This is a genomic window from Cellulosimicrobium sp. NPDC055967 (assembly GCF_042269845.1).
Taxonomy (GTDB): domain Bacteria; phylum Actinomycetota; class Actinomycetes; order Actinomycetales; family Cellulomonadaceae; genus Cellulosimicrobium.
Genome location: NZ_JBHJYJ010000006.1, coordinates 35,147 through 58,702, shown reverse-complemented (window position 1 = coordinate 58,702; position 23,556 = coordinate 35,147). Strand labels below are relative to the sequence as shown.

Sequence of the window (23,556 nt, the reverse complement as noted above, 5' to 3'; positions counted from 1 at the left end):
CCACGTCGGACGCGGACGCCGCGTCGGCAAGGTTACCTGCCGCCGCTGCCCCTCCGAGAGCGGCGAAGGTCCCGACCTTCCCCGGTCGCCTGCAACAATGAGCGACATGCACGAATCGGACGCGGCGGGACCCGGCCGCCCGCCCGTCGAAGCCATCGGCCCCGTCGAGGACGCCTGCCTCGTCGTCCCTCTGTACAACGAGGGCGCGGTCGTGGCCGACGTGGTCAAGAACGCGCTCGGGACGTTCCCCCGGATCGTCTGCGTCGACGACGGCAGCTCGGACGACTCCGCGCAGCGGGCTCGGGAGGCGGGCGCCACGGTCCTGCGCCACGCCGTCAACCTCGGCCAGGGAGCCGCCCTCCAGACGGGGATCGAGTTCGCCCGCGACCTGCCGGGAGCGAAGTACCTCGTCACGTTCGACGCGGACGGTCAGCACCAGGTGGAGGACGCCGCCGCGATGGTCGAGCTGGCCCGGCGCGACGACGTCGCGATCGTCTTCGGCTCGCGGTTCCTCGACGCGCGGACCCGGCCCGGGCTCCTCAAGCGGGCGGTCCTGCGCACGGCCGTCTGGTTCACGAACCAGAGCACCGGCCTGCGGCTCACCGACGCCCACAACGGGCTGCGGGTCGTCCGCGTCGACGCGGCGCGCCAGGTCGAGCTGCGCCAGGACCGCATGGCGCACGCGAGCGAGATCGTGCTGCAGCTCGGACGCACCGGGCTCCCCTGGCGCGAGTACCCCGTGCACGTCCTCTACACGGACTACTCCCGGGCCAAGGGCCAGTCGCTCTGGAACTCCGTGAACATCCTGGTCGACCTCGTGTTCAAGTAGACGGGAGCGCACATGCTCATCCAGATCGTCCTCGTCGCCGCGATCGCCGTGGTCACGGTCCTGCTCACCCGCTCCACGGTCGACGCCCGGCACCAGGCGATCCGCCGCCTGCTGCTCGTCGGGTTCGTCGTGGTCGCCGGGCTCTCCGTCCTGTTCCCCGAGTGGCTCACCCGGCTGGCCAACATGCTCGGCGTCGGCCGCGGGACCGACCTCCTCCTCTACGCCCTCGTCATCGCGTTCGTGAGCTACATCGCCACGAGCCATCGGCGTGCGAACGCTCTCGCCCGCAAGATCACGCTGCTCACGCGCGAGCTGAGCCTCGCGGAGGCGAGGCTCAGCCGGGTCGACGCGTCGGTCGACGAGCTCGAGCAGCGCGACGGCCAGGGCGGCCGCCCGGACGCTGACGCCGCGGGCTGACCCGACCGGTCCTCGCACCGCACGCGCCTGCACAACTCCTCCACCCCGCGAGCCCGCGGCCCGCGCGGCCAGATCGCACCGCACGCCTATGCTCGACTCCCGTGACCTCCCGTTCCCGTGCCCAGACCAGAGACGCGGCGGCTGCCGAGCCGTCGCGCGGTCCGGCGCACGCGCGGGCCATGAGGTCCCATGGGACAGCCCGCGCCGTCGGGCTCGTCGCCACGGCGGTGCTCGCGTTCGGCGCGGTCGGCGGCGCCGCCGCGGTGTCGAGAATCCAGGGGAACATCGCGCCGTCGGACGGGCTCGAGCTCCTTACGGACCGACCTGAGCAGCCCACCCCGGACCCGAGCGACCCCAACGCCGGGAAGCCCCTCAACATCCTCGTGATGGGCTCCGACGAGCGCGGCGGCGAGAACGGCCACGAGGTCGCGGGCGTCGCGGGCATGCGCTCGGACACGACGATCCTCGTGCACGTCTCGGCAGACCGGACGCGCGTGGAGATGATCTCGATCCCCCGCGACTCACGGGTGGACGTCCCGGCGTGCCACACGACGAACGGCAAGACGACCGCGCCGGCCACCACCCGCTTCAACGCCGCGTTCGCGAACGGCGCGACCGTCGGTGGCGACGTCGACTCGGCCGCCGCGTGCGCGACCCAGACCGTCGAGAGCCTGACCGACGTGTTCGTCGACGGCTTCGTCGTCGTCGACTTCGCGGGTTTCCAGAACATGGTCACGGCGATCGGCGGCGTCCCCATCTGCATCCCCGAGCCGATCGACTCGCCCAAGGCGGACCTTCGGCTGGACGCAGGGATGCAGACGCTCGACGGCGCCCAGGCGCTCGGGTTCGCGCGGGCGCGCTACGGCGTGGGCGACGGGTCGGACCTCAGCCGTATCGGCCGCCAGCAGCAGCTCCTCGCCGCGACGGTGAACCAGGTGCTCTCGAAGAACGTGCTCTCGGACCTCGGCCAGATCTACGGGTTCGTCGACGCGGGCACCAAGTCTCTGACCATGAGCGCGAACCTGTCGTCGATCCCGAGCCTCGCCGGGCTCGCCTTCAGCCTCGAGGGCGCGACCAGTGGCAACATCACCTTCATGACCGTTCCCAACGCGCCGGACCCGCAGGACCCCGACGCGAAGGTCGTCTGGACGTCGGAGGCCGACGAGCTCTGGGCCACGGTGCGCGCCGACGAGCCGATCGCCGCGCCCGCACCCGCGACCGACGAGGCCGCAGGCGGGTCCACCGACGCCGCCGAGGCCACCGAGCCGCCGTCGCAGACCGGGGAGGGCGCAGCCGACCCGACGGGCGACGCGGCCGCCGAGCCCGCCCCGGTGCAGACGAAGGAAGCCGGCAAGGAGGCGTTCTCCGCCGCCGACGAGACCGCGCAGTGCGGGTGACGCCATGACCGACCCCTCGCGCGACCCCCGGTCGCTCCCCCCGAGCTTCACGCCCCAGGGCGGCCGCGCCCCGCGTCCGTCGTCCGTCGACGACGCGATCGCCGTGGGCAACAGCGGGCGCGCCCCGGCGCGCCCCCGCCCCGCCGTGCCCGACGACGCCGTGCGCCTCGAGCCCCGCATCAAGCGCCAGTCGTCGCGCGAGATCCCCGTGACCCCCGCACGCAAGGGCACGCCGCCGCCGGCGCCGCCCGCGCGCGGCGCACGCCCGCGGACGAGCTCCGCGGCGTCCGCGCTCCCGCCGTCGGTCGCGCCGTCGCGCCAGCCCCGCCAGGCGACGGCGGCACCTCCGCGCGTCTCGTCGTCGCCCCACGCGGGTGCGCAGGCCGTGCCCACGACGACGCGGAGCCGTCCGGGCGCGGCGCCGCGGCCGAGCACCGGCCGACCCGGTGGCGGGGGTGGGCGACCGCCGTCGGGCACGGGGACCCCTCGAGCCGGCGGGGGCGGGTTCCGCGTCCGCAAGGGCCGCGTCGTCGGGCTCGTCGCGTGCGTCGTGATCGTCGCGCTCCTCGCCTGGCCGGTCGGCCTGCTCATCTGGGCGAACGGCAAGATCCAGCACGTCGAGGCCCTCTCCGGTGCGCCCGGCACGCCCGGGAACACCTATCTCCTCGCGGGCTCCGACGCGCGCGGCGAAGGCATCAGCGAGGACGGCACCGAGGGCGCGCGCACGGACACGATCATGGTCCTGCACGCCCCGCCGAGCGGCCCGGTCGCGCTCATCAGCCTGCCGCGCGACACGTACGCGGAGATCCCGGGCAACGGCGCGAGCAAGCTCAACTCGGCGTACTCGTGGGGTGGCCCGCCGCTGCTCGTGCAGACGGTCGAGCAGCTCACCGGCCTCACGGTCGACCACTACGTCGAGGTCGGGTTCGGCGGGGTCGAGGGCATCGTCGACGCCGTCGGCGGCGTCGAGCTGTGCCTCGACTACGACGTGAACGACGAACGCAGCGAACTCGTGTGGACCGCCGGGTGCCACGTCGCCGACGGCCACACCGCGCTCGCGTTCTCGCGGATGCGCTACTCCGACCCGAAGGGCGACATCGGCCGCGCCGAGCGCCAGCGCCAGGTCATCGGCGCCATCAGCTCGAAGGCGGCGAACCCGAGCATCCTGTTCCGCCCCGGCGACCAGGTCTCGCTGCTGGACTCCGGCCTCGGGTCGCTCACCGTCGACGAGAGCATGGGCATCGTCGACCTCGGCAAGCTCGCCCTCGCGTTCCGCAAGGCCAACGGTCCCGACGGCATCACGGGCACGCCGCCGATCTCGAACCCCGACTACCGGCCGGGCGGCAACGTCGGGTCCACCGTGCAGCTGAACCCCGAGACCGTGGGGCAGTTCTGGATCGACATCCGTGACGGCAACCTCACCCCGGGGCAGGTCGGCGGCCTGCCGCAGTAGTCGTCACCACCACCCGGTCGCGACGCCGAGCCGCTCGTCGAGCACCGGGCTGAGCGTCACGGCGTAGGTCGCCGTCAGATGGTTATCGTCGCGGTAGACGAACCGGTTGCCCTGGACGGGCCGACAGACACGGTCCGGGCAGAGGACGTCGTTGAGGTCGAGGACCGTCGTGTTCCAGAGCTCCTGGACGGCGTCGAGCGCAGGGTCCACGTCGTCCAGGACGTCCTCCCACGCCACGGCGCACTCGTCCGACTCCGAGCCGTGGACGGTTGCGCACTCGGGCATCCAGTACGGCAGCCACGGGTTGTCGCGGATGGCCACGACCGGGACGTCGTCCAGCGCGAGCCGCTCCCAGACACGGACGTACGCGTCCGGGACCACCTCACGGGGCCCGTCCGACTTCGTCGGACGCGTCGAGGTCGTGATGACCACGTCAGGTTCGAGCGACAGGACGTAGTCCATCGCGTCGCGCTGCCAGGTCGCGCACTCGCCGTCGACGTCGCCGTCCTCGGGGTCGAGGAAGAGGCACCCCGCCTTGAGGACGGGGACGACACGAAAGCCCCGACGGTCGGCGATCGGTTCGAGCGCGGCGAACCAGTGCTCGCTGTGCGACGCACCGACCAGCGCGACGACCGTCGCGGCATCCTCCGGGCCGTACGAGCACCGCTTGACGTCGCTCTCCCCGTCCCCCGTCATGCAGCCGTCCAGGACGACCCGCGACGTGTCCTCGAGCACGGCCTCCACGGCGGGCACCGGGTCGGCAGCCGCCGCCGCGTACGCGCCCGGTTCGAGGACGGAGAGCGCCCCCGGGTACGCAGCGACGTCGACGTCCTGCAGGGTGCCCTGGTACGAGCGCTGGACCGACAGGACGTGGGCGTGCCACGCGAGCGGCACGACCGCGACGGTCACGGTGACCACAGCGACGAGAGGACGCAGCACCCACCGCGGAGGCCGTGTGCGCGTGGCGCCTCGCGCATCTCGAGGGTCCCGACGGAGCACGTCCTCGACGAGCTGCTTCGTCAGGACCGCCAGCACGGCCGAGAGGCCGAGCACACCCACCCCTGCGAGCCAGCCCACCGGCCGGTCGCGGAGGACGATCGTGAACACGAGCACGGGCCAGTGCCACAGGTAGAAGGCGTACGCGTACCCGCCGGCGCGGGCGACCGGAGCCCACGCGAGGAGCCTCGAGACCGACCACGCGGGAGCGACAGCGATCCCGCGCGGGTCGGGCGTGCCCGCGACGACGACGAGCGCGGCGCCTGCGAGAGGAACGAGCGTGGCGGGGCCGGGGAAGAGCGCCGCGCCGTCCACGAGGACGCCGCTCGCGACGACGAGGGCAAGCCCGACCCACCCCGCGACGACACCCCACGCACCTGCCAGCCGCACGCGCGTCACCAGGAGCGCGAGCAACGCACCCGCAAGGTACTCCCACGCGCGGGCCAACGTGTCGTAGTAGGCGAACGCCTGGTCGGCGCGCACCGCGACCACGGCGTAGACGAACGAGGCGACGGCGCCGGTCACCACCGTCGCGTGCACGATCGCCAGGCGCGCCGCGATCCCCGCGCGACCTGCCGCCCACCAGACGAGCACGAGAAGGACGGGAAGCACGACGAAGAGCTGCCCCTGGACGGAGAGGGACCAGACGTGCTGGAGCGGGCTCTGTCCCACGTCCGCCGCACCGTAGGCCTGCTCCGCGGCGGCCAGCCGCCAGTTCTCGGCGTAGAGCAGGGATCCGAGCACGTCGCCCGAGATCCCCGTCCACCGGGTGCGCGGGAGGAGCACCGCGCTCGCGACGAGCACCGCGGCGAGCACCAGGACGAGCGCGGGCAGGAGCCGACGCGCGAGCCGCGGGAGGTACGTCCGTAGCCGCACCGGCGTTCCACGGGCGAACGAGCGGAGCAGACCCCCAGCGACGAAGAACCCCGAGAGCATGAGGAAGACGTCCACCCCGCCCGAGACGCGGTGGACCCACACGTGGTACACGGCGACGAGCAGGACCGCGAGAGCGCGCAGGCCGTCGAGGTCGTGCCGGTAGGACGTGGCCGCGCCCGTCGACCGGCCGGCCGCACCCGACCGCGCATGACGGGGCGTCGTCGGCCGGGTCGGGCCGGGGGAACGCGCCCCCGCGCCGACAGCTCCGGTCATGACGGCTCTCCCTGCCGCGCCGCCGCGCGGTCGGTCCACGGCAACAGCTCGTCCTCGAGGAACGGGGCGAGCGAGCGCGCGTAGTCCCACGTGAGATGGTTGTCGTCGAGGAAGACGTGCACGTTCCCCACCACCGGGACGCACCACCCGTCGGGGCACACCGCCGCGGAGAGGTCCGCGAGCGCCGATCCCTCCCCCACCCGGAGGTCTTCGGCGGGGTTCCGTGCGGCGGAGCGGGACGCGAGGTCGTGGCGGCAGGCGTCCGCCTCGGGCCCGTGCTGCTCGGCGCAGACGAACATGTCCGTCGAGAACCGTGGGTTGTCCCGGATCCCGAGGAGCGCGATCCCCGCGTCGGAGAGCACGTCGACCGCCTCTTGGAGCCCGACGACGACGGACTCGCCCGGGCCGTCGACCTCGGCGGCCGTCGTGACGGTGAAGACCGCGTCCGGACCGAGCTCGAGGACGTAGTCGAGCACCTGCTCGTTCCACTCCCGGCACGGGTGGCCCGCCGTGCCGAACGAGCATCCCCCGAAGAGGACCGAGACCAGGGTCCAGCCCTCGCGCTCGGCGACGGGGATCAGCGCACCCATGAACTGCTCGCTGTGCGAGTCGCCGACCACCACGACCGTCGGCCCCTCAGGAGCCAGGGGAACGAGCTGGCCGCACCGCTTCGCGAGCTCGACGACGTCGGGCGCGAACCTTCCCGAGCAGCGCTCCGTGAGCGACACCCACTGGGCATCGAGCGCGGTCGCGGCGGGGACGGGAGGTGCCGTCGGGTCCGGCGCGCCGTGGTACCCCGGCAGGAGCACTCGCGCTCCTGGGTTGTCGGCGGAGGCACCCACCAGCGCCTCGGCGGCCCGGGCACGCTCGGCCGACTGCCAGGCGGTGAGGGGGACGGCCACGACCGTGATCGCGACGAGCACCGCGACCGCGCCGCGCCACGGGACAGTCCGCGCCCACTCCAGGTCCCGGACGGGGCGCTCGACGAACGAGGTGAGGAGGCGGGCGAGGACGAGGGACACGACCACGATCACCGCACCCTCGTGCCAGGACGGGACCTGACGTCCCGTGACCACCCGCCAGGTGATGAGCAGCGGCCAGTGCACGAGGTAGAGAGCGTAGGCGTCCCGTCCGAGCGACCGCAGCACCGGGTGCGCGAGCACGTTGCCCACGGCCCACGGGTGCGCCGACGTGCCGGCGACGATCACCGCGGCGGCCGCCATCGTGGGCCACAGCGCGAAATAGCCCGGGAACCCGCCCTGGACGTCGAGCACGAGTCCGCAGGTCACGATCAGGGCGAGCCCCACCCAGCCGACGACCACGGCGGCCCGGGCGGGAAGCCGGACGAACGGCAGCACCACCGCCACGAGGGAACCGAGGGCGAACTCCCACAGTCGCGTCCGGGTGTCGAAGTAGGCGAGCTCTTGGTCCGACGCCGTCTCGACGACGGAGAAGGCCAACGACGCCACGAACACGGCCCCGAACACCGTCAGGAGCACCGGGGTGACGGAGAGCCTCAGGCGCCGGACGACGAGCCCGGACAGGAGCAGGAGGAGCGGCCAGAGGACGAAGACCTGGCCCTGGACCGAGAGCGACCAGTAGTGCTGGAGCGGGCTCGCGACCGCGCCGTCCCGAGCGTAGTAGTCCACGGACTCGCGGGCGAGCTCCCAGTTCTGGACGTAGCCCAGCGACGCCCAGGTCTGGGTCCAGACCGACGGCCACGACGACGGCGGATAGAGCAGGTACGCGGTCCCGAGGACACCGAGGAGCACCACCGCGGAGACGGGGACGAGGCGCTTGAACGTGCGCGCCCAGTACGCCCCGACGGCGACCCCGCGCCCGGCGCTCAGGCGGCGCGCGAACGAACCCGTGAGGAAGAACGCCGAGAGCATGAGGAACACGTCCACGCCACCCGACACCCGGCCGAGCCAGACGTGGTAGACCACCACGAGGAAGATCGCGACCGCCCGGAGGCCGTCGAGGTCGTAGCGGTAACCGTCGCGCGAGGTCGCGGCCCTCGGGCGCGCGTGCCGTCGGACAGCACCTGGGGTCGCGTCGGACGACGCCGTCGGCGCCCAAGCTGCCTGCGGTGCTGCCACGTGAAACTGCTCCGGGTGGGTGTCGGACCGACCCGCCACGGACCGTCGTCGGTCCAGCCCCCTGCGTCGCGAGACGCGCCCGCAGGCTAACCCGACAACCGCCTGCCGCAGAAACCCGCGGCGCGCCGGTCAGGCGCCGAAGCCCGTGCGCTGCTCCCCGGACCGCGACGCGCGCAGGCGCGCACCCTTCGCGCGCGCCTGGTCGCCCAGGTCCGCCTGGAAGGCGACCATCCTGGCCCGGAGGCGCGCGGCGTCGTCGTCGGTACCGGCCGCGAGGATGCGCGCGGCGAGCAGGCCCGCGTTGCGCGCCCCGCCGACGGAGACCGTCGCGACGGGGACGCCCGCGGGCATCTGGACGATCGACAGGAGCGAGTCCATGCCGTCGAGGTGGCGCAGCGGCACGGGGACGCCGATCACCGGCAGCGGCGTCACGGCGGCGAGCATCCCTGGCAGGTGCGCCGCTCCCCCGGCGCCCGCGACGATCACGCGCAGCCCGCGCTCGGCGGCGGTGCGGCCGTAGTCGATCATCTCGACGGGCATGCGGTGCGCGGAGACGACGTCGACCTCGACGGGCACGTCGAACTCGGCGAGCGCGTCGGCCGCGGCCTCCATGACGGGCCAGTCGGAGTCCGACCCCATGACGATGCCGACGACAGGGTTCTCGCTCATGCTCGCTCCTCGTTCTCGGGGTCCTCGTCGGTGCTCGCGGGACGCTCGCCCCGCAGGGTCGCGGCTGCCGCCAGGGCCCGACGCCGGACCTCGTCCAGGTCGTCGCCGCTCACGTTCACGTGGCCCAGCTTGCGCCCGGGGCGCACGCCCTTGCCGTACAGGTTGACCTTCGCGTCGGGGAAGGCGGCGAGGACGTCGGGCAGCGCGTCGGTCAGCTCGTCGAGCGTCGAGCCGAGCACGTTCGCCATGACGGTCCAGCGGGCCGTGGCGGCGGTGTCGCCGAGCGGCAGGTCGAGCACGGCGCGCAGGTGCTGCTCGAACTGGCTGGTCACCGCCCCGTCGATGGTCCAGTGCCCGGAGTTGTGGGGGCGCATCGCGAGCTCGTTGACCAGCACGCGCGGCCCGTCCTCGCCCACGACCTCGAACATCTCGACCGCGAGCACCCCCGTGACGTCGAGACCCTCGGCGATCCGGACCGCCGCGTCGCGGGCGCGGTCCGCCTCGGCGTCGGTGAGACCGGGCGCGGGCGCGATCACCTCGGCGCAGACGCCGTCGCGCTGGATCGACTCGACGACGGGCCACGTGCGGACCTCGCCGGTCCCGTCGGGCCCTCCCGACGGACGGCGTGCGACGAGCACCGCGAGCTCGCGCGTGAAGGGCACCTTCTCCTCGACGAGCAGCTCGGGGCCGCCCGCGGCGGCCGCCTCGATCCACTCGGCGACCTGCTCGGGGCCGCCCGCGGCGACCGAGACGACCCGGACGCCCTTGCCGTCGTACCCGCCGCGCGCCGTCTTCACGACGGCCTCGCCCCCGACCTCGGCGAGGAAGTCCGCGAGAGCCGTGCGGGCGGCGTCGGGCGCGGTGGGGAGCGCGGCCCAGCGCGGGCAGGGCACGCCGAGCTCGGTCAGCCGACGCCGCATGACGATCTTGTCCTGCGCGTGCACGAGCGCGTCGGGGCCCGGGCGAACGGGGGTGCCGTGCTCGAGGAGGTCGGTGAGCAGCGCGTTCGGGACGTGCTCGTGCTCGAAGGTGAGGACGGCCGCGGGCTCGCCGACGGCGGGGGCGATGAGGGAGCGGATCGCGGCCTCGTCGGACGCGACGCCCACGGGCGCGTCGACCACGACCTGAGCCGCGGACGAGTCCGGGGCCTCGACGAGCACGCGCAGGTGCACCCCGAGCTCTCCCGCCGCGGGGGCCATCATCCGTGCGAGCTGTCCTCCGCCGACCACGGCGATCACTGGGGCTGCCACGTGGACCCACCCTAGTGCCTGGGCGCCGCGGGACCGCGCCGGGACCGGACTCCGGACGCGGCGGCCGTCGTCGGTCCGTCGGCCCGCCGGCCGTCCCCCGCCCCGGCGACCGCCCCGGCACCCGGGCGACGCTCAGGAGCGCCCGGTAGCCTCGGAGGGTGACGAGCGACCTGGACCGGCGAGCCGAGGCGAACGCGGCGGCCCTGCCGCGGCGCGAGCGCGTCCTCGCCCGGGTGCGGGAGCTCGCGAAGTTCGGGTCCGTCGGCGCGGTCGCCTACGTCGTCGACCTGGGCCTGTTCAACCTGCTCAGCTTCGGACCGGGCGAGGTCCTCGGCCACAAGCCGCTCACCGCCAAGATCGTGTCCGTCGCGGTCGCGACGCTCGTCGCCTGGGTCGGCAACCGCTACTGGACGTTCTCGACGCGCCGGACGCAGACACGCGGCCGCGAGCTCGCGGCGTTCGTCGTCGTCAACGTGGGCGGGATGCTCATCGCGGTCGGCTGCCTCGCGATCTCCACGTACGCGCTCGGCCTCACGTCGCCGCTCGCCAAGAACATCTCGGCGAACGTCGTCGGGCTCGCGCTCGGCACCGCCTTCCGCTACGTCGCCTACCGGCGTCTCGTGTTCACGGGCGACCGTGCGGCGGACGCCCATACCGCGCCCCAGGAAGCCGCGGCACGCTGACGCGCCCGGCGCAGCACGCGCGGGGAGACGTCAGCCGCGGCGGCGCCGACGCCGGCCGTGCGCGGAGACCGCGACCCCCGTCGGCAGGACGACGCGCGGGTCGAGGCGCCGCGGCACCCCCGCGAGGAAGAGCGCGAACACCGCGGGCCGACGCTGCGCCAGCTCGAGCCGACCGCCGTCGGACGCCGCGAGGTCGCGCGCCAGCGCGAGGCCGAGGCCCGTGCCGGCGCCGGAGGTCACCTCGCGCTCGAAGATGCGGGGGGCGAGGTCGTCGGGGACGCCGGCGCCCTCGTCCGACACCTCCGTGACGATCGCGCCGCTCGTGCCGGACGGGCGCGCACGGACCGTCGTCGTCCCGCCGCCGTGCTTGAGCGAGTTCTCGATGAGCGTCGCCAGGACCTGCGCGAGCGCCCCCGGCGTCGCGAGCACCTGGTACTCCGCCGGGACGTCGACGACGAGCTCACGGCCCGCCTTCGCGAACGTCGGGACCCACTCCTCCTCCTGCTGGTGCACGACGTCGAGCAGGCTGACGGCCTCCGTCGTCCCGCCCTGCGCGCGCCGCGACGAGGCCAGGAGGTCGTCGACGACGCCGACCAGGCGCTCGACCTGCTCGAGCGAGATCCGGGCCTCCTCCTGCACGGCCGGGTCGTCCGAGGCCAGGGAGATCTCCTCGAGCCGCATGCTCAGCGCCGTGAGCGGCGTGCGGAGCTGGTGCGACGCGTCCGCGGCGAACTGGCGCTCCGCCGCGAGCCGGCCCGCCAGCCGGTCGGAGCTGCGCGCGAGCTCGGCGGCCACGAGGTCGATCTCCTCGACCCCCGACGGCTCGAGCCGCGGGCGGACCTGTCCCGAGCCGAGCTGCTCGGCGGACGCCGCGAGGTAGACCAAGGGTGCCGAGATGCGGTTCGCCTGCCACACCGCCATCCCGATGCCCGCGGCGAACGCGACGATGGCCGCGGCCACGACGAGCAGCACGACCTGCGCCGCCCGGAGGTACGCGTCCCAGTAGGAGACGGTGAGCGTGACGAGCGCACCCGACTCGGAGTGCAGCGGTTGCTCGATCCCCCGCCCGGTGATCTCCTCGCCCGCCGTGAGCACCGTCCCGTCGGGCAGGGTGACGTAGACCTGCGCCGGAGGGTCGCTCGCGCGGGGCTGGACCGCGTCCGTGATGACGTAGTCCGGGATCTCGTCGCCCGCGGCGAGGCGCGCGTCGATCGAGCGCGAGAGACGCTCGACGCGCGACGTGACGTCGTCGACCTCCCCCTGCAGCACGAACCGCGCGCCGTAGAACGCCAGCGGGAACCCGAGGAGGATGACGGCGACGGCCACGGCCGCCACCGTCGCCTGCAGCATCCGACGCCGCACGCTGCTCCTCGCTCCCCGTGTCCCTCGTCCCCGGTCGGTCAGCTCTCGCCGGTCTCGAAGCGGAAGCCGAGACCGCGGACGGTCGAGATGTAGCGCGGCGCGTTCGCGTCGTCGCCGAGCTTGCGGCGCAGCCACGACACGTGCATGTCGAGCGTCTTGGTCGAGCCGACCGGCTCGGAGCCCCACACGTCGCGCATGAGGGCGTCGCGCACGACGACCGAGCCAGCGCTCGCGACGAGCACGCGCAGCAGCTCGAACTCCTTGGTGGTCAGGTGCAGCTCGCGCTCGCCCTGGAACGCGCGGTGCGCGGAGACGTCGATGCGGACGTCCTGCGCCGCGAGCTCCTCCTCGTCCACCTGCTCGCCGTGCGAGCGGCGCAGGAGCGCCCGGACCCGGGCGAGCAGCTCGGCGAGCCGGAACGGCTTCGTCACGTAGTCGTCGGCGCCGGCGTCCAGGCCCACGACGAGGTCCACCTCGTCGGCCCGGGCGGTGAGCACGAGCACCGGGGTGGTGAGACCCTTGTGCCGGATCTCGCGCGCGACGTCGAGGCCGTCCATGTCCGGAAGGCCCAGATCGAGCACCACGATGTCCGCACCGCTCGCGGAGTCGATCGCTCCTTGACCAGTTCCTTGGACGACGACGTTGTAACCCTCACGTGTCAGTGCGCGCGCCAAAGGTTCGGCAATCGCCGGGTCGTCCTCCGCTAGCAGTACGTGGGTCATTCGCTCATGCTAGGGCATCAGTACGACTTCGGTCCCATCGTGTCTCGTGAACTCTGCGACCCTGGTCGGACGCCCCGTCGCCGCCCTCTGCCTAGGCTTGACGGCATGGGATGGTACGAGCGGCTCGGGCAGTGGTCCGACGAGCACCGGTTCGGTGTGGACCTCACCGTCACGCTCGTCCTCGCCGTCGTGTTCGTGCCCGCGTCCGCGGCGTTCTCCTCGGCCGGCGCGAGCGGCGTCGGCACGAGCGGCGGCTGGGCCGCGTTCTGGGCGGCGCTCCTGCTCGCGCCGCTGCCCTGGCGCCGGTCCCGACCGCTCGCGTCGGCGATCACGGTGTACTCCGTCGCGCTGGTGCACCTGCTGGCCGGCTACTTCCTGATCTTCCCCGCCGACTTCGCGGTGCTCGTCGCGCTCTACTCCGTCACGGTCTACGGGCCGCGCTGGGCGCACCGGACGGCCATCGTGTCCTCCCTCGTCGGCGCGGTCGTCCTCGGGGTGGCGCTGGGCCTCATGTCCGGTCGCCTCACCGACCTCGCGACGATGGTCTTCTTCACGTCCGCGTTCGGCGGCATGACGTTCCTCGCGGTGTGGGCGTTCGGCCTCGTGCGCCGCTCCCGGCGCGAGACGATCGCCGCGCTCGTCGACCGCGCGGAACGCCTCGAGGTCGAGCGCGACCAGCAGGCGCAGATCGCGACCGCCGCCGAGCGCGCCCGCATCGCGCGCGAGATGCACGACATCGTCGCCCACTCGCTCTCCGTCATCATCGCCCAGGCCGACGGCGGCCGGTACGCCGCCGCGCACGACCCCGACGCCGCGACGCGCGCGCTCGCGACCGTGTCCGAGACGGGGCGCACCGCGCTGGCGGACATGCGCCGGCTCCTCGGCGTCCTCCGGACGGAGCAGCCGCGCGTCGTCGCGCCGCCGGGGGCCGCCGTCGGGCCCGGGGGGACCCTCGCGCTGCCGGGACGGGGCCCGGCGGGCGCGCCGCCCGCCGGCTCGCCGTACGGGCCGGCCGCACCCGGCCACCCGGCGCCCGCGAGCGGCGCGACGGCGGCGCTCGAGCGCGCCCCTCAGCCCGACACCGCCGACCTCGAGACGCTCGTGGCCCAGGTGCGCGACAGCGGCATGCGCGTGTCCTTCGTCCGCGTCGGGCAGGCGCGCCCGCTGCCGCCCGGGGCGGGGCTCACGGTCTACCGCGTGTGCCAGGAGGCGCTGACCAACGTGCTCAAGCACGCCGGTCCCGACCCGGAGGTCACCGTCGTCGTGCGGTGGGGCGTCGCGACCCTGGACCTCGAGGTCGAGGACGACGGGCGGGGCGCGTCGACCAGCGCCGCGGCGCGCCAGGACGCCCGGCCCGGGGGCTACGGCGTGCTGGGCATGCGCGAGCGGGCCGCGCTCTTCGGCGGGACCGTCCAGGTGGGCCCGCGTCCCGGCGGCGGCTTCCGCGTGCACCTGCGCATCCCCGTGCCCGCCCTGCCGGGCGCGGCTCCCGGTCCGGGGGCCCTCCCCCGGCCCCCGGGGCCGGTCGTCCCCGCACCCGCCCCCGCGCCGTCGGGCAGGATGGCCCCGGGCCGCCCGGTCACGCCGACGGCCGCGCCACCACCGCCACCGCCGGCCGGGGCCGACCCCTCGCGCCCGGCCCTGCACCGACCGACCGACAGGACACCATGACCGACGCCTTCCCCGACCTCGACGGGGCGTACGCCGCCGACCCGCTCGCTCCCCTCGAGCCCGTGCGCATCGCGCTCGTCGACGACCAGCAGCTCGTGCGCGCGGGCTTCCGCATGGTGATCGACTCGCAGCCCGACCTCACGGTCGCGGTCGAGGCCGGCGACGGCCTGCAGGCGCTGCGCCTCCTCGCGGACCACCCGGTCGACGTCGTGCTCATGGACGTCCGCATGCCGCACCTCGACGGGCTCCAGACGACGGCCCGGCTCACCGCAGCGGCGGCCGACGGCGGGCACGCGCCCAAGGTGATCGTCCTCACCACGTTCGACCTCGACGAGTACGTGCTCGAGGCCATCCGCTCCGGCGCGAGCGGGTTCCTGCTCAAGGACGCGCCGCCCGAGGAGATGCTCGCCGCCATCCGCACGGTGCACCGCGGCGACGCCGTGATCGCGCCGTCCTCCACCCGGCGCCTGCTCGAGCACCTGGTGACCGCCCTGCCCGCGGAACAGGCCGACGACTCCCCCGCGCACGCCGCCGTCGAGGGCCTCACCGAGCGCGAGCGCGAGGTGCTCGTGCTCATGGCGCGCGGCCGGTCCAACACCGAGATCGCGAGCGACCTGTTCGTCGCCGAGGCGACGGTCAAGACGCACGTCGGGCGCATCCTCGCCAAGCTCGGCGCGCGCGACCGCGTGCAGGCCGTCGTCACGGCCTACGAGACGGGCCTGGTCCGCCCGGGCGCCTGACCCGCCGCGACCCGACGGCGCCCCACCGGTCCCCGGACCCGTGGGGCGTCGTCGTGTCAGCCCTCGACGCGGGGCCCTCTACGACCACGGGATGACCTGCCTCCCGTGCAGGACCCGACCCTCGCCGGACGCGGCGGGCCGGGCCGGTCCGTAGCGTCGTCCACGATCCCCGGCGCGCGCCTCCGACCCTGGTCGGCGTGAGCGCGCGACGGACCCGACGACCGTCCTCGACGACGAACCCAGGAGATGACGTGGACACGACCGTGTACCGACCCACCGACCCCGCACCCGCCGGCCCGCCCGCGGTGCGGGCCCGCTCGCTGCGCAAGACCTACGGCGCGGGCGAGGCGGCGGTGCACGCGCTCGACGGCGTGGACGTGGACTTCGAGCGCGGCCACTTCACGGCCATCATGGGGCCGTCGGGCTCGGGCAAGTCGACGCTCATGCACCTGCTCGCCGGGCTGGACACCGCGACGAGCGGCCACGCCTTCATCGGCGACACCGAGGTCACGGGCCTGAACGACAACGCGCTCACGCAGCTGCGCCGCGACCGGGTGGGGTTCGTGTTCCAGTCGTTCAACCTGCTGCCCATGTTCACCGCGGAGCAGAACATCACGCTGCCCGTCGAGCTCGCGAGCGGCAAGGTCGACCGCGCGTGGTTCGACACCCTGGTGCGCACGCTCGGCCTGGAGGCGCGCCTCAGCCACCGGCCGAGCGAGCTGTCGGGCGGGCAGCAGCAGCGCGTCGCCATCGCGCGCGCTCTCATCGCCGGGCCGGAGGTCGTCTTCGCCGACGAGCCGACGGGCAACCTCGACTCGCGCTCGGGCGCCGAGGTCCTGAGCTTCCTGCGCCGGTCCGTCCGCGAGCTCGGCCGCACGATCATCATGGTGACGCACGACCCGACGGCCGCCGCGTACGCGGACCGCGTCGTGCTCATCGCCGACGGGCGGATCGCGGGCGACATCAGCGACCCGACGCCCGAGTCGGTGCTCGCGGGGCTCGACGCGCTGCGCACGCTCGAGGCGCCCGGCGCCGACGGCTCCGCCCCGACCGCGTCGCAGGCGGTGCGCGCCTGATGCTCCGCCTCACCCTGGCGCAGATGCGCCGCAGCATCGGCCGCCTCGTCGCGGCCGGCGTCGCGATCGTCATCGGGACGGCGTTCGTCACGGCGACCCTCATCGCGGGCAACGTCATCACCCAGACCACGAACGACTCGATCGCCGCGCAGTTCGCGGACGCGGACCTCGTCGTCTCCGCGCCGAGCGACCTCACGGCGTCCGACGTGGACGCCCTGCGCTCCGTCGCGGGCGTCGACGCGGTGGACGCGGTCCAGTTCACCTACCTCGACCTGTCGCACGGCGCGAAGCGCGTGTTCCAGCTCGGCGTCCCCGCACCCTCCGACCCGCGCTTCGAGGCGCTCGAGGTCGTCGAGGGCTCGATGCCGACGGCGCCCGGCCAGCTCTCGCTGCCGACCGCCGTCGCCGAGCGCCTGGGCGTCGGCATCGGCGACACCGTCACGAGCTCGCGCAACGTGTGGGACGCCTCCGCGCCCGACGGCGGCGCGTACGAGGAGGTCCGCGACGAGCTGACCGTCGTCGGGACGACCGACGACCCCTACGGGGCGTACGCCCAGATGGGCGGGGCCGTCGTCGTGACGGCGGAGGACGTGGCCGCGTGGGAGGCCGCCCAGGCGAGCCCCGACGACGCGGAGCGCCTGTACTCCGCGGCGATGGTCGGCCTCGCGCCGGGCACCGACCTCGAGACCGCGCGCGCCGACATCGTCGCCGCGTCGCCGGACGAGGCCGAGGCCGTCACCCCCGCCGAGCACGCCCAGGCGCAGGCCAAGAAGATGACGGGCGGCCAGGACGTCTTCACGTACGTCATCCTCGGCTTCGCCGCCGTCGCGCTGCTCGTCGCGGCACTCGTCATCGCGAACACGTTCCAGGTGCTCGTCGCGCAGCGCACGCGCACCCTGGCCCTCCTGCGCGCCGTCGGCGCGAACCGCTCGCAGCTCGCCCGGTCGGTCCTGTCCGAGGCGACGATCCTGGGCGTCCTGGCGTCCGTGGGCGGCATCCTGCTCGGCTGCCTGCTCACCCAGGTCGCGCTCCTCGTGGCCCGCGGTGCCGACCTGGGCGTGCCGATCCCGGCGACCATCACGGTGACGCCCGCGGTCGTGCTCGTGCCTCTGCTCGTGGGAACCCTCGTGACGGTCGTCGCGTCGTTCGCCCCGGCCCGGGCCGCCACGCGCGTCGCGCCGCTCGAGGCGCTGCGCCCCGCCGACGCGCCGAGCCTGACGCGCGGCGGGGGCCGCGTGCGCCTCGTGATCGCGACCCTGCTCACCCTCGGGGGCCTCGCCGTCCTCGGCGGAGGGATCTGGCTCGGCAGCACCGGCAGCCCCGAGATCGGCCTCCTCGCCGGGGTCGCGGGCGGCGCCCTGTCGTTCGTCGGCGTCCTCGTCGGCGCCGTGTACTGGCTGCCGGGCGTCGTGTCGTTCGTGGGCCGGCTGCTCGCCGGCACGGGGTCGACGGCGCGGCTCGCCACCGCGAACACGCTGCGCAACCCGCGCCGCACCACCGCGACCAGCACCGCGCTGCTCATCGGCGTCACGCTCGTCGCGATGATGTCGACGGGCGCCGCGAGCGCCCGCACGTCGCTCGACGCGGCGCTCGACGACCAGTACCCGGTCGACGTCCTCGTCGCGACCGACGCCTACGGGTCGACCGAGGACGCGGTGCCGAGCGACGTGGTGCGCGCCGTCTCGGGGACCGAGGGCGTCTCGCGCGTCGTCGAGCTCTCCGCGGCGACGGTCACGCTGCTCGACGGCGCCGAGATGACGATGCACGGGGTGGACCCGGACCAGGCGCGCGCCGTCGTGCGGTCGCCCGAGGTGCTCGCGGCGTTCGCCCCGGGCACGGTCATGGTCCCCGAGGCCGACGCCGAGGCCTGGGACGTCGCCGAGGGCGACACCCTGGAGCTCACCGGGCCGGACGGGGCGACCCTCGACGTGACGGCCCACGTCGGGGCCATCGGGGACGGCTGGCTCCTCGACGCGGACGACGCGAGGACCCTGGCCCCGGACGCCCTCGTGTCCCGGCTGTGGGTCGGGCTCGACGACACGGGCGACGCGACGCAGGTCGTGCCCGCGATCCAGGACGCGATCGTCGAGTCGGACACGCCGGTGGAGGTGGCCGGCATCGCCGTCGAGCGTGCGGCCATGCAGAGCGTCATCGACACGATCCTCGGGGTCATCGTGGGCCTCCTCGCGGTCGCCGTCGTCATCGCGCTCATCGGGGTGGCGAACACGCTGTCGCTCTCCGTGATCGAGCGGCGCCGCGAGTCGGCGACGCTGCGGGCGATCGGCCTCAGCCGGGCACAGCTGCGGTGGATGCTCGCGATCGAGGGCATGCTCATCGCCGGCGTGGGCGCGGTCCTCGGCATCGTGCTGGGCGTCCTGTACGGCTGGGCCGGTGCCGCGACGGCGCTGAGCGTCATGGGCGACGTGTCGCTCGCGGTGCCGTGGCGGGACGTCGCGCTCGTGCTCGTCGTGGCACTCGTGGCAGGGCTCGTCGCGTCCGTCGTGCCCGGCCGGACGGCCGCCCGCACGTCGCCCGTCGCGGCGCTCGCCGTGGACTGAGCCCGGCTCGCCGGGCCCCACGGTCGACGCGCGCCCCTGTGGACGGACCTCCGTCCACAGGGGCGCGCTCGTTCCCCGGCAGGGAGGCCGCGCAGTCGGGCACCATCGGCGCGTGCCGCCTGCTTCAGCCCTCCCCTCCCCCACCACCGGTCCCGCGTCGTCCGGCCCGGAGCACGCCGTGCACGCGGGCGAGGCGTGGTTGCGGGTCACGGTGCACCCGGGCACGGACGTCCTGCTCCCTCCCGGGGCGCGTCTCGGCGACGTGCGCGCCGGTGTCGCCAATCTCGTGTGCCGCCCGGAGCTGCGCACGGCCGCCCTGCTCGTGGACGGCGTCCCGGTCGACGACGACCAGCGCTGCGGGACCCGCCCCCTGCTCCCCGGGGCGACGCTCGCGGTCGCGCCCCACGGCGGGAGCACGGTCACGGGGGCGTCCCGCCCCGACGACGCGCTCGCCGCCCCGCTCCACGTCGCCGTCCTCGCCGGGAGGGACGCGGGGCGGCTCGTCGCGGTCCCGGAGGGCCAGGGCCGGACGCGGGTCGACGGGCTCGACGTCCACCGGCGCGTCACGCGCCGCGGCGTGCGGGTCCGGGTCCGCGCGCCGCGCGGCTCCCGGCGCGTGCCCGACGACGCGGCGGTCCTCGTCGCGCGGCCCGCCCGGGCCGGTCGCCGGGTCGCGTCGTGGCGCGCAGTCCGCTGGCGTGCGGGCGACGCCCTCGCCACCCCGCGGGGCGTCTACGCCCTGCGGCCCCGCCCCGTCCTGGTGCACGGGCCTCGCACCGGCCCCGCCGACCCCTCGTCCGTCGATGCGGAACGGGGCCGGCCGAGCGCCGGCCTCCTCGCGACCGCGGCCGCCCCCGCGGTCGCCTCGCTCGCCCTCGCCGTGACCTTCCGCCAGCCGCTCTACGCGCTGCTCGCGCTCGCCGGGCCGCTGGCGCTCCTCGTCCCCGCGCTCGTCGAGGCCCGCCGACGCCGCGCCGCGCGCCGGACCGCGCAGCCCCACCGGCCGGGCCCCGACGGCGCGGGTCCTCCCGGCGCCGACGTCGCCCGCGCGACGACGCCCGTGGACCCCCTGCGGCCGCGGCCCGCCGACGCGCTCACCTGGGCGGTGGTCGCCCGGCTCGCACCGGCCACGCCTCTCCCCGGGACGGCTCCGCCGAGCCCCGGCGTCGGTCCCGACGGCCCCCCGGTCGCCCCGGCCCGGCCGGTTCGGCTCCCCGACGGCTGCGCCGCCGTCGTCGGTCCGCGCCCCGCCGCGCTCGCCGCCGCACGGGCCGTGCTCGGCGAGCTCCTGTCGACGGGCGCGGTGCCGATCGTCCGGCACCCGCCGCACGCCGCGACCGACTGGGCCTGGTGCCGCTGGCTCCCGCGCGCGAGCGCCGTCGAGACGCTGGAGTCCGCACGGCCTCCGACCGGTGCGGCGACCGTGCTCGTCGTCGACGGCGCCCCGCCCGCCGGCGAGCTGGCGCGGGCCTGGGAGCGGCTCGGGCCGGCGGGGACCGACCTGCTCCTCGTGCTCGACGACGCGGCCCGCGTCCCGGCGTGGTGCCGGACGGTCGTGGACGTGACCGGGCCGACCGCCGTGGTCACCGGCCCGGACGGAGCGCGCACCGTGCGCGAGCACGTCGGGGCGGGCGAGGACTGGGCGGTCGCGCTCGCGCGCCGGCTCGCCGCGGCGGACCACCTCGGCCGGCTGGTCGGCACCGCGCCCGCCGAGCACGACCCCGGCGACCCGACCTCCCCGTCGCTCCCGGCGGACGTCGCGCTCGGCGACCTCCTCGGCCTGCCGACGTCGCCGGACGACCTCACCGGGTGGGTCCGCGCCCGCTGGCAGGACGCGGACCGCCGCGACCGCACCGGTCTGCGCGCCGTGCTCGGCGTCGGCCCCGGGGGCGACCCGGTGGCGGTGGACCTCGTCCGTGACGGCCCGCACGTGCTCGTCGCCGGGACCACCGGCGCGGGCAAGTCGGAGCTCCTGCAGACCCTCGTCGCGGGGCTCGCGCTCGGCCGCTCGCCGGAGGAGCTGTCGCTCGCGCTCGTCGACTTCAAGGGCGGCGCGAGCTTCGGCGCGTGCGGGCGCCTGCCGCACGTCGTGGGCACGGTGACCGACCTCGACCCGGGCCTCGCGGGCCGCGCGCTCGCCGGGCTGCGCGCGGAGCTGCACCGGCGCGAGCGCGTGCTCGCCGCGGCGGGGGCGACGAGCGTCGACGAGCTGCCCCGGGGGCGTCTGCCGCGGCTCGTCGTCGTCGTGGACGAGTTCCGCGCGCTCGCCGACGACCTGCCCGACCTCCTGCCCGGCCTGCTGCGCGTCGCCGCCCAGGGCCGCTCGCTCGGCGTGCACCTCGTGCTCGCGACGCAGCGTCCCGCCGGTGCGGTGAGCGCGGACGTACGGGCCAACATCACCCTGCGGCTCGCCCTGCGGGTGGTCGACGTCGCCGACTCGCGCGACGTCGTCGAGTCGCCGCTCGCGGCGGTCGTCCCGGCCTCGGCGCCGGGGCGGCTCGTCCTGCGCCGGGGCGCCGAACCGCCGCTCGCGGTGCAGTGCGCCCGCGCCGGCGCGCCGGCGCGCGTCCGGCCGTCGGGTGCGCGCGCCGCTCCCCCGTGGGGCGCCGCACGCGGGCTCCTCCGCGGAAGCTCCCCGGCCGACGACGCTCCCGGCACGGGAGCGCCCCTACCCGGGGACGACCAGCTCCCCCGGATCGTGGCCGCGGCCCGCGACGTCGCGGAGCGCACCGGTCTGCGCCCGGCGCCGCCGCCGTGGCTGCCCGCCCTGCCCGACCGGGTCGGGCAGGACGACCTCGCCGACGTCGTGCGCGCGGCCCCCGCCGTGACCCACCACGGCCCCCTCGGGTCCGGCCCGCGCCCCGACGACCCCGCGCACCGCGGCGACGGTCCGTCCGACCTCGTGGACGGCACCGCGCTCACCGCGACCGCGACGCTCCCCCTCGCGCTCGGCGACGCGCCCGACCTCCAGCGCCGGACGGTCGTCCGGTGGGACCCGCACGACGGGCACCTCGCGGTGCTGGGCCGCGCGCGCTCGGGCCGGACGACGGCCCTGCGTGCCGTGGGGTGGGCCGCTCTGGAGCGCGGGTGGACGGTCCACGCGGTCGGGCCGGGGCTCGCCGACCTCGCGGCCCACCCGGGCACCGGGACGGTCGTCGACCGCGGCGACCCGCGCCGCCTCGTGCGCCTCCTGCGGCTGCTCGCCGGTCACGACGACGGGCAGGAGCGCCCCGCGGGGATCGACGCCGCCGACCGGGCGCTCCTGCTCGTGGACGACGTCGACGCCGTCCGGTCGGTGCTCGCGGGGGTGGCCGGCGGGGCCGGTGCGGACGCGCTGGCGGACGCGCTCGCCGGCCCCGCCGCCGTCGCCGTGTCGTGCGCCGGCCCGACGGTCGCGGGGCTGTCGTCGCTGGTCGGGGTGCGTGCGGTCATGGTGTCGCGCGACCGCCACGACGACGTCTCGCTGGGCGTGCCGTCGGCGCTCGCGGGGCGGGGAGGTCCGGCGGGGCGCGCCGTGTGGCTCGGGACCGACGAGCCGGTCCTGTGCCAGGTCGCCCTGCCCGCGCAGCCGCTGTCGGGGCCCGTTCCCGGGGGGACGACGCCCCCGGCCGCCGACACCGGGACGGGTCCTCGACGCGGAGACGCGCGCCCGGGAGCGTTCCGGCTCCTGCCGCTGCCCGAGCGGGTCGTGCCTGCCGACCTCGCCTCCCCCGTCCCACGCCCGCCGGTGTCCGGGCCGCGCCCGGCTCGGGACGACGCGCTCCGGGTCCCGGTGGGCCGGGGCGGCGACGCCGTCGGGACCGTCACGCTGGACGTGTCGCGAGGAGCGCTCGTGGTCGGGCCGCCCGGCTCGGGACGCACGAGCGCGCTGGCCCTCCTCGCGCGGCACCTCGCGCGCGCGGGCGTCCTGCGCGCTGTCGTCGCCCGCGACGACACGCTCGCCGCGGCGGCCGGTCCTCCGACGGCCGTCGTGCGGCGCTACGCGCCGGCCGACGTCGGCGCCCTCCTCGACGCCGTCGCCGGCACGCGCGAGAGCGCGCGCGGGACGCCGCGGGAGGACGCGCCCGACGGCGGGACGCCGGGACCGCCCGGGGTGGTCGTCGTCGACGACCTGGACGTCCTCGTCCAGCTCTGCGTGGTCGAGGGCGAGCGTCTCGCGGCAGCGTGCCGGGACGGCCTCGTGCTCGTCGCGTCCGCGACGACCGGCGGGGCGGCGTCGGCGCTGCGCGGTCCGCTCGCCGACCTGCGCGGCGTGCGCGCCGGCGTCGTCCTGGCGCCGGGTGAGCGCGGCAGCGCCGAGGTGTTCGGTCGCGGCCTGGAGTGGCTCGCCGAGCCGGGGCGGCCGCGGCCCGGGCGCGGGGTGCTCGTCCAGGGCGCCCGGCTCACCCCGGTGCAGCTCGCGCTGCCGCTGGCAGGCGATTGGCCGTCAGGGGCGTCCGGGGACGAGCCGTCGGGGCGTCGGCCGTGACGCGCCGGGTGCCGAGA

General features: G+C 75.8%; 16 protein-coding genes. 10 read left to right on the top strand and 6 right to left on the bottom strand.

Features of this window, described 5'->3' with window-relative positions; translation table 11 throughout:
- Nucleotides 1-106 precede the first annotated feature (106 nt).
- From ACFC2L_RS10060 to ACFC2L_RS10045, 4 genes are all read left to right on the top strand, one after another.
- Nucleotides 107-829 (top strand): glycosyltransferase family 2 protein, encoded by a 723-nt coding sequence (locus ACFC2L_RS10060; RefSeq protein WP_375824177.1) that lies wholly within the window; start codon nucleotides 107-109, stop codon nucleotides 827-829.
- 12 nt (nucleotides 830-841) lie between these two features.
- Nucleotides 842-1,246 (top strand): DUF2304 domain-containing protein, encoded by a 405-nt coding sequence (locus ACFC2L_RS10055; protein ID WP_253053131.1) that lies wholly within the window; start codon nucleotides 842-844, stop codon nucleotides 1,244-1,246.
- A gap of 179 nt (nucleotides 1,247-1,425) precedes the next feature.
- Nucleotides 1,426-2,643, top strand: coding sequence for an LCP family protein (locus ACFC2L_RS10050; protein ID WP_375824175.1), 1,218 nt, complete (start codon nucleotides 1,426-1,428; stop codon nucleotides 2,641-2,643).
- Between the two features lie 4 nt (nucleotides 2,644-2,647).
- Complete coding sequence (locus ACFC2L_RS10045) at nucleotides 2,648-4,096, top strand: LCP family protein (protein WP_375824174.1); 1,449 nt, start codon at nucleotides 2,648-2,650, stop codon at nucleotides 4,094-4,096.
- 3 nt (nucleotides 4,097-4,099) lie between these two features.
- Here ACFC2L_RS10045 and ACFC2L_RS10040 read toward each other — a convergent pair whose 3' ends face one another.
- From ACFC2L_RS10040 to ACFC2L_RS10025, 4 genes are all read right to left on the bottom strand, one after another.
- Entirely contained in the window at nucleotides 4,100-6,241 is a 2,142-nt protein-coding gene (locus ACFC2L_RS10040) for an acyltransferase family protein (protein ID WP_375824173.1), read from the bottom strand.
- Entirely contained in the window at nucleotides 6,238-8,340 is a 2,103-nt protein-coding gene (locus tag ACFC2L_RS10035) for an acyltransferase family protein (RefSeq protein ID WP_375824172.1), read from the bottom strand. Before ACFC2L_RS10035 ends, ACFC2L_RS10040 begins: the two co-directional genes overlap by 4 nt.
- A gap of 129 nt (nucleotides 8,341-8,469) precedes the next feature.
- A complete protein-coding gene (purE, locus tag ACFC2L_RS10030) occupies nucleotides 8,470-9,009 on the bottom strand; it encodes a 5-(carboxyamino)imidazole ribonucleotide mutase (RefSeq protein ID WP_375824171.1) in 540 nt (179 codons plus the stop codon).
- A complete protein-coding gene (locus tag ACFC2L_RS10025) occupies nucleotides 9,006-10,259 on the bottom strand; it encodes a 5-(carboxyamino)imidazole ribonucleotide synthase (RefSeq protein ID WP_375824170.1) in 1,254 nt (417 codons plus the stop codon). The genes purE and ACFC2L_RS10025 overlap by 4 nt, the downstream gene beginning before the upstream one ends.
- 158 nt (nucleotides 10,260-10,417) lie before the next feature.
- Here ACFC2L_RS10025 and ACFC2L_RS10020 point away from each other — a divergent pair, with 158 nt between their 5' ends.
- Nucleotides 10,418-10,942, top strand: coding sequence for a GtrA family protein (locus tag ACFC2L_RS10020; RefSeq protein WP_375824169.1), 525 nt, complete (start codon nucleotides 10,418-10,420; stop codon nucleotides 10,940-10,942).
- A gap of 30 nt (nucleotides 10,943-10,972) precedes the next feature.
- On the opposite strand, the gene ACFC2L_RS10015 is transcribed toward ACFC2L_RS10020, so the two are convergent.
- Nucleotides 10,973-12,304 (bottom strand): ATP-binding protein, encoded by a 1,332-nt coding sequence (locus ACFC2L_RS10015; RefSeq protein ID WP_375824168.1) that lies wholly within the window; start codon nucleotides 12,302-12,304, stop codon nucleotides 10,973-10,975.
- Between the two features lie 38 nt (nucleotides 12,305-12,342).
- Complete coding sequence (locus tag ACFC2L_RS10010; protein WP_031316534.1) at nucleotides 12,343-13,026, bottom strand: response regulator transcription factor; 684 nt, start codon at nucleotides 13,024-13,026, stop codon at nucleotides 12,343-12,345.
- A 105-nt stretch (nucleotides 13,027-13,131) separates the two neighbouring features.
- Between ACFC2L_RS10010 and ACFC2L_RS10005 the strand changes: the two genes are divergently transcribed.
- The 5 genes from ACFC2L_RS10005 to ACFC2L_RS09985 all read left to right on the top strand — a co-directional run bounded on the left by ACFC2L_RS10005 (nucleotide 13,132) and on the right by ACFC2L_RS09985 (nucleotide 23,539).
- Complete coding sequence (locus ACFC2L_RS10005) at nucleotides 13,132-14,697, top strand: sensor histidine kinase (protein ID WP_375824167.1); 1,566 nt, start codon at nucleotides 13,132-13,134, stop codon at nucleotides 14,695-14,697.
- Nucleotides 14,694-15,437 (top strand): response regulator, encoded by a 744-nt coding sequence (locus tag ACFC2L_RS10000; protein ID WP_375824166.1) that lies wholly within the window; start codon nucleotides 14,694-14,696, stop codon nucleotides 15,435-15,437. Before ACFC2L_RS10005 ends, ACFC2L_RS10000 begins: the two co-directional genes overlap by 4 nt.
- Before the next feature lie 251 nt (nucleotides 15,438-15,688).
- On the top strand, nucleotides 15,689-16,513 hold the full coding sequence (locus ACFC2L_RS09995) for an ABC transporter ATP-binding protein (protein ID WP_375824165.1): 825 nt from the start codon (nucleotides 15,689-15,691) through the stop codon (nucleotides 16,511-16,513).
- A gap of 23 nt (nucleotides 16,514-16,536) precedes the next feature.
- Nucleotides 16,537-19,071: an ABC transporter permease gene (locus ACFC2L_RS09990; RefSeq protein ID WP_375824164.1), complete on the top strand. Its 2,535-nt coding sequence runs from the start codon at nucleotides 16,537-16,539 to the stop codon at nucleotides 19,069-19,071.
- Between the two features lie 112 nt (nucleotides 19,072-19,183).
- On the top strand, nucleotides 19,184-23,539 hold the full coding sequence (locus ACFC2L_RS09985; RefSeq protein WP_375824163.1) for an FtsK/SpoIIIE domain-containing protein: 4,356 nt from the start codon (nucleotides 19,184-19,186) through the stop codon (nucleotides 23,537-23,539).
- Nucleotides 23,540-23,556 lie beyond the last annotated feature (17 nt).

What these genes read in the sequence shown, in the direction of transcription:
- ACFC2L_RS10060 (WP_375824177.1), top strand. Translation starts at nt 107, where the DNA reads ATGCACGAATCGGACGCGGCGGGACCCGGCCGCCCGCCCGTCGAAGCC.
- ACFC2L_RS10055 (WP_253053131.1), top strand. Translation starts at nt 842, where the DNA reads ATGCTCATCCAGATCGTCCTCGTCGCCGCGATCGCCGTGGTCACGGTC.
- ACFC2L_RS10050 (WP_375824175.1), top strand. Translation starts at nt 1,426, where the DNA reads ATGAGGTCCCATGGGACAGCCCGCGCCGTCGGGCTCGTCGCCACGGCG.
- ACFC2L_RS10045 (WP_375824174.1), top strand. Translation starts at nt 2,648, where the DNA reads ATGACCGACCCCTCGCGCGACCCCCGGTCGCTCCCCCCGAGCTTCACG.
- ACFC2L_RS10040 (WP_375824173.1), bottom strand. Translation starts at nt 6,241, where the DNA reads ATGACCGGAGCTGTCGGCGCGGGGGCGCGTTCCCCCGGCCCGACCCGG.
- purE (WP_375824171.1), bottom strand. Translation starts at nt 9,009, where the DNA reads ATGAGCGAGAACCCTGTCGTCGGCATCGTCATGGGGTCGGACTCCGAC.
- ACFC2L_RS10010 (WP_031316534.1), bottom strand. Translation starts at nt 13,026, where the DNA reads ATGACCCACGTACTGCTAGCGGAGGACGACCCGGCGATTGCCGAACCT.
- ACFC2L_RS10005 (WP_375824167.1), top strand. Translation starts at nt 13,132, where the DNA reads ATGGGATGGTACGAGCGGCTCGGGCAGTGGTCCGACGAGCACCGGTTC.
- ACFC2L_RS10000 (WP_375824166.1), top strand. Translation starts at nt 14,694, where the DNA reads ATGACCGACGCCTTCCCCGACCTCGACGGGGCGTACGCCGCCGACCCG.
- ACFC2L_RS09990 (WP_375824164.1), top strand. Translation starts at nt 16,537, where the DNA reads ATGCGCCGCAGCATCGGCCGCCTCGTCGCGGCCGGCGTCGCGATCGTC.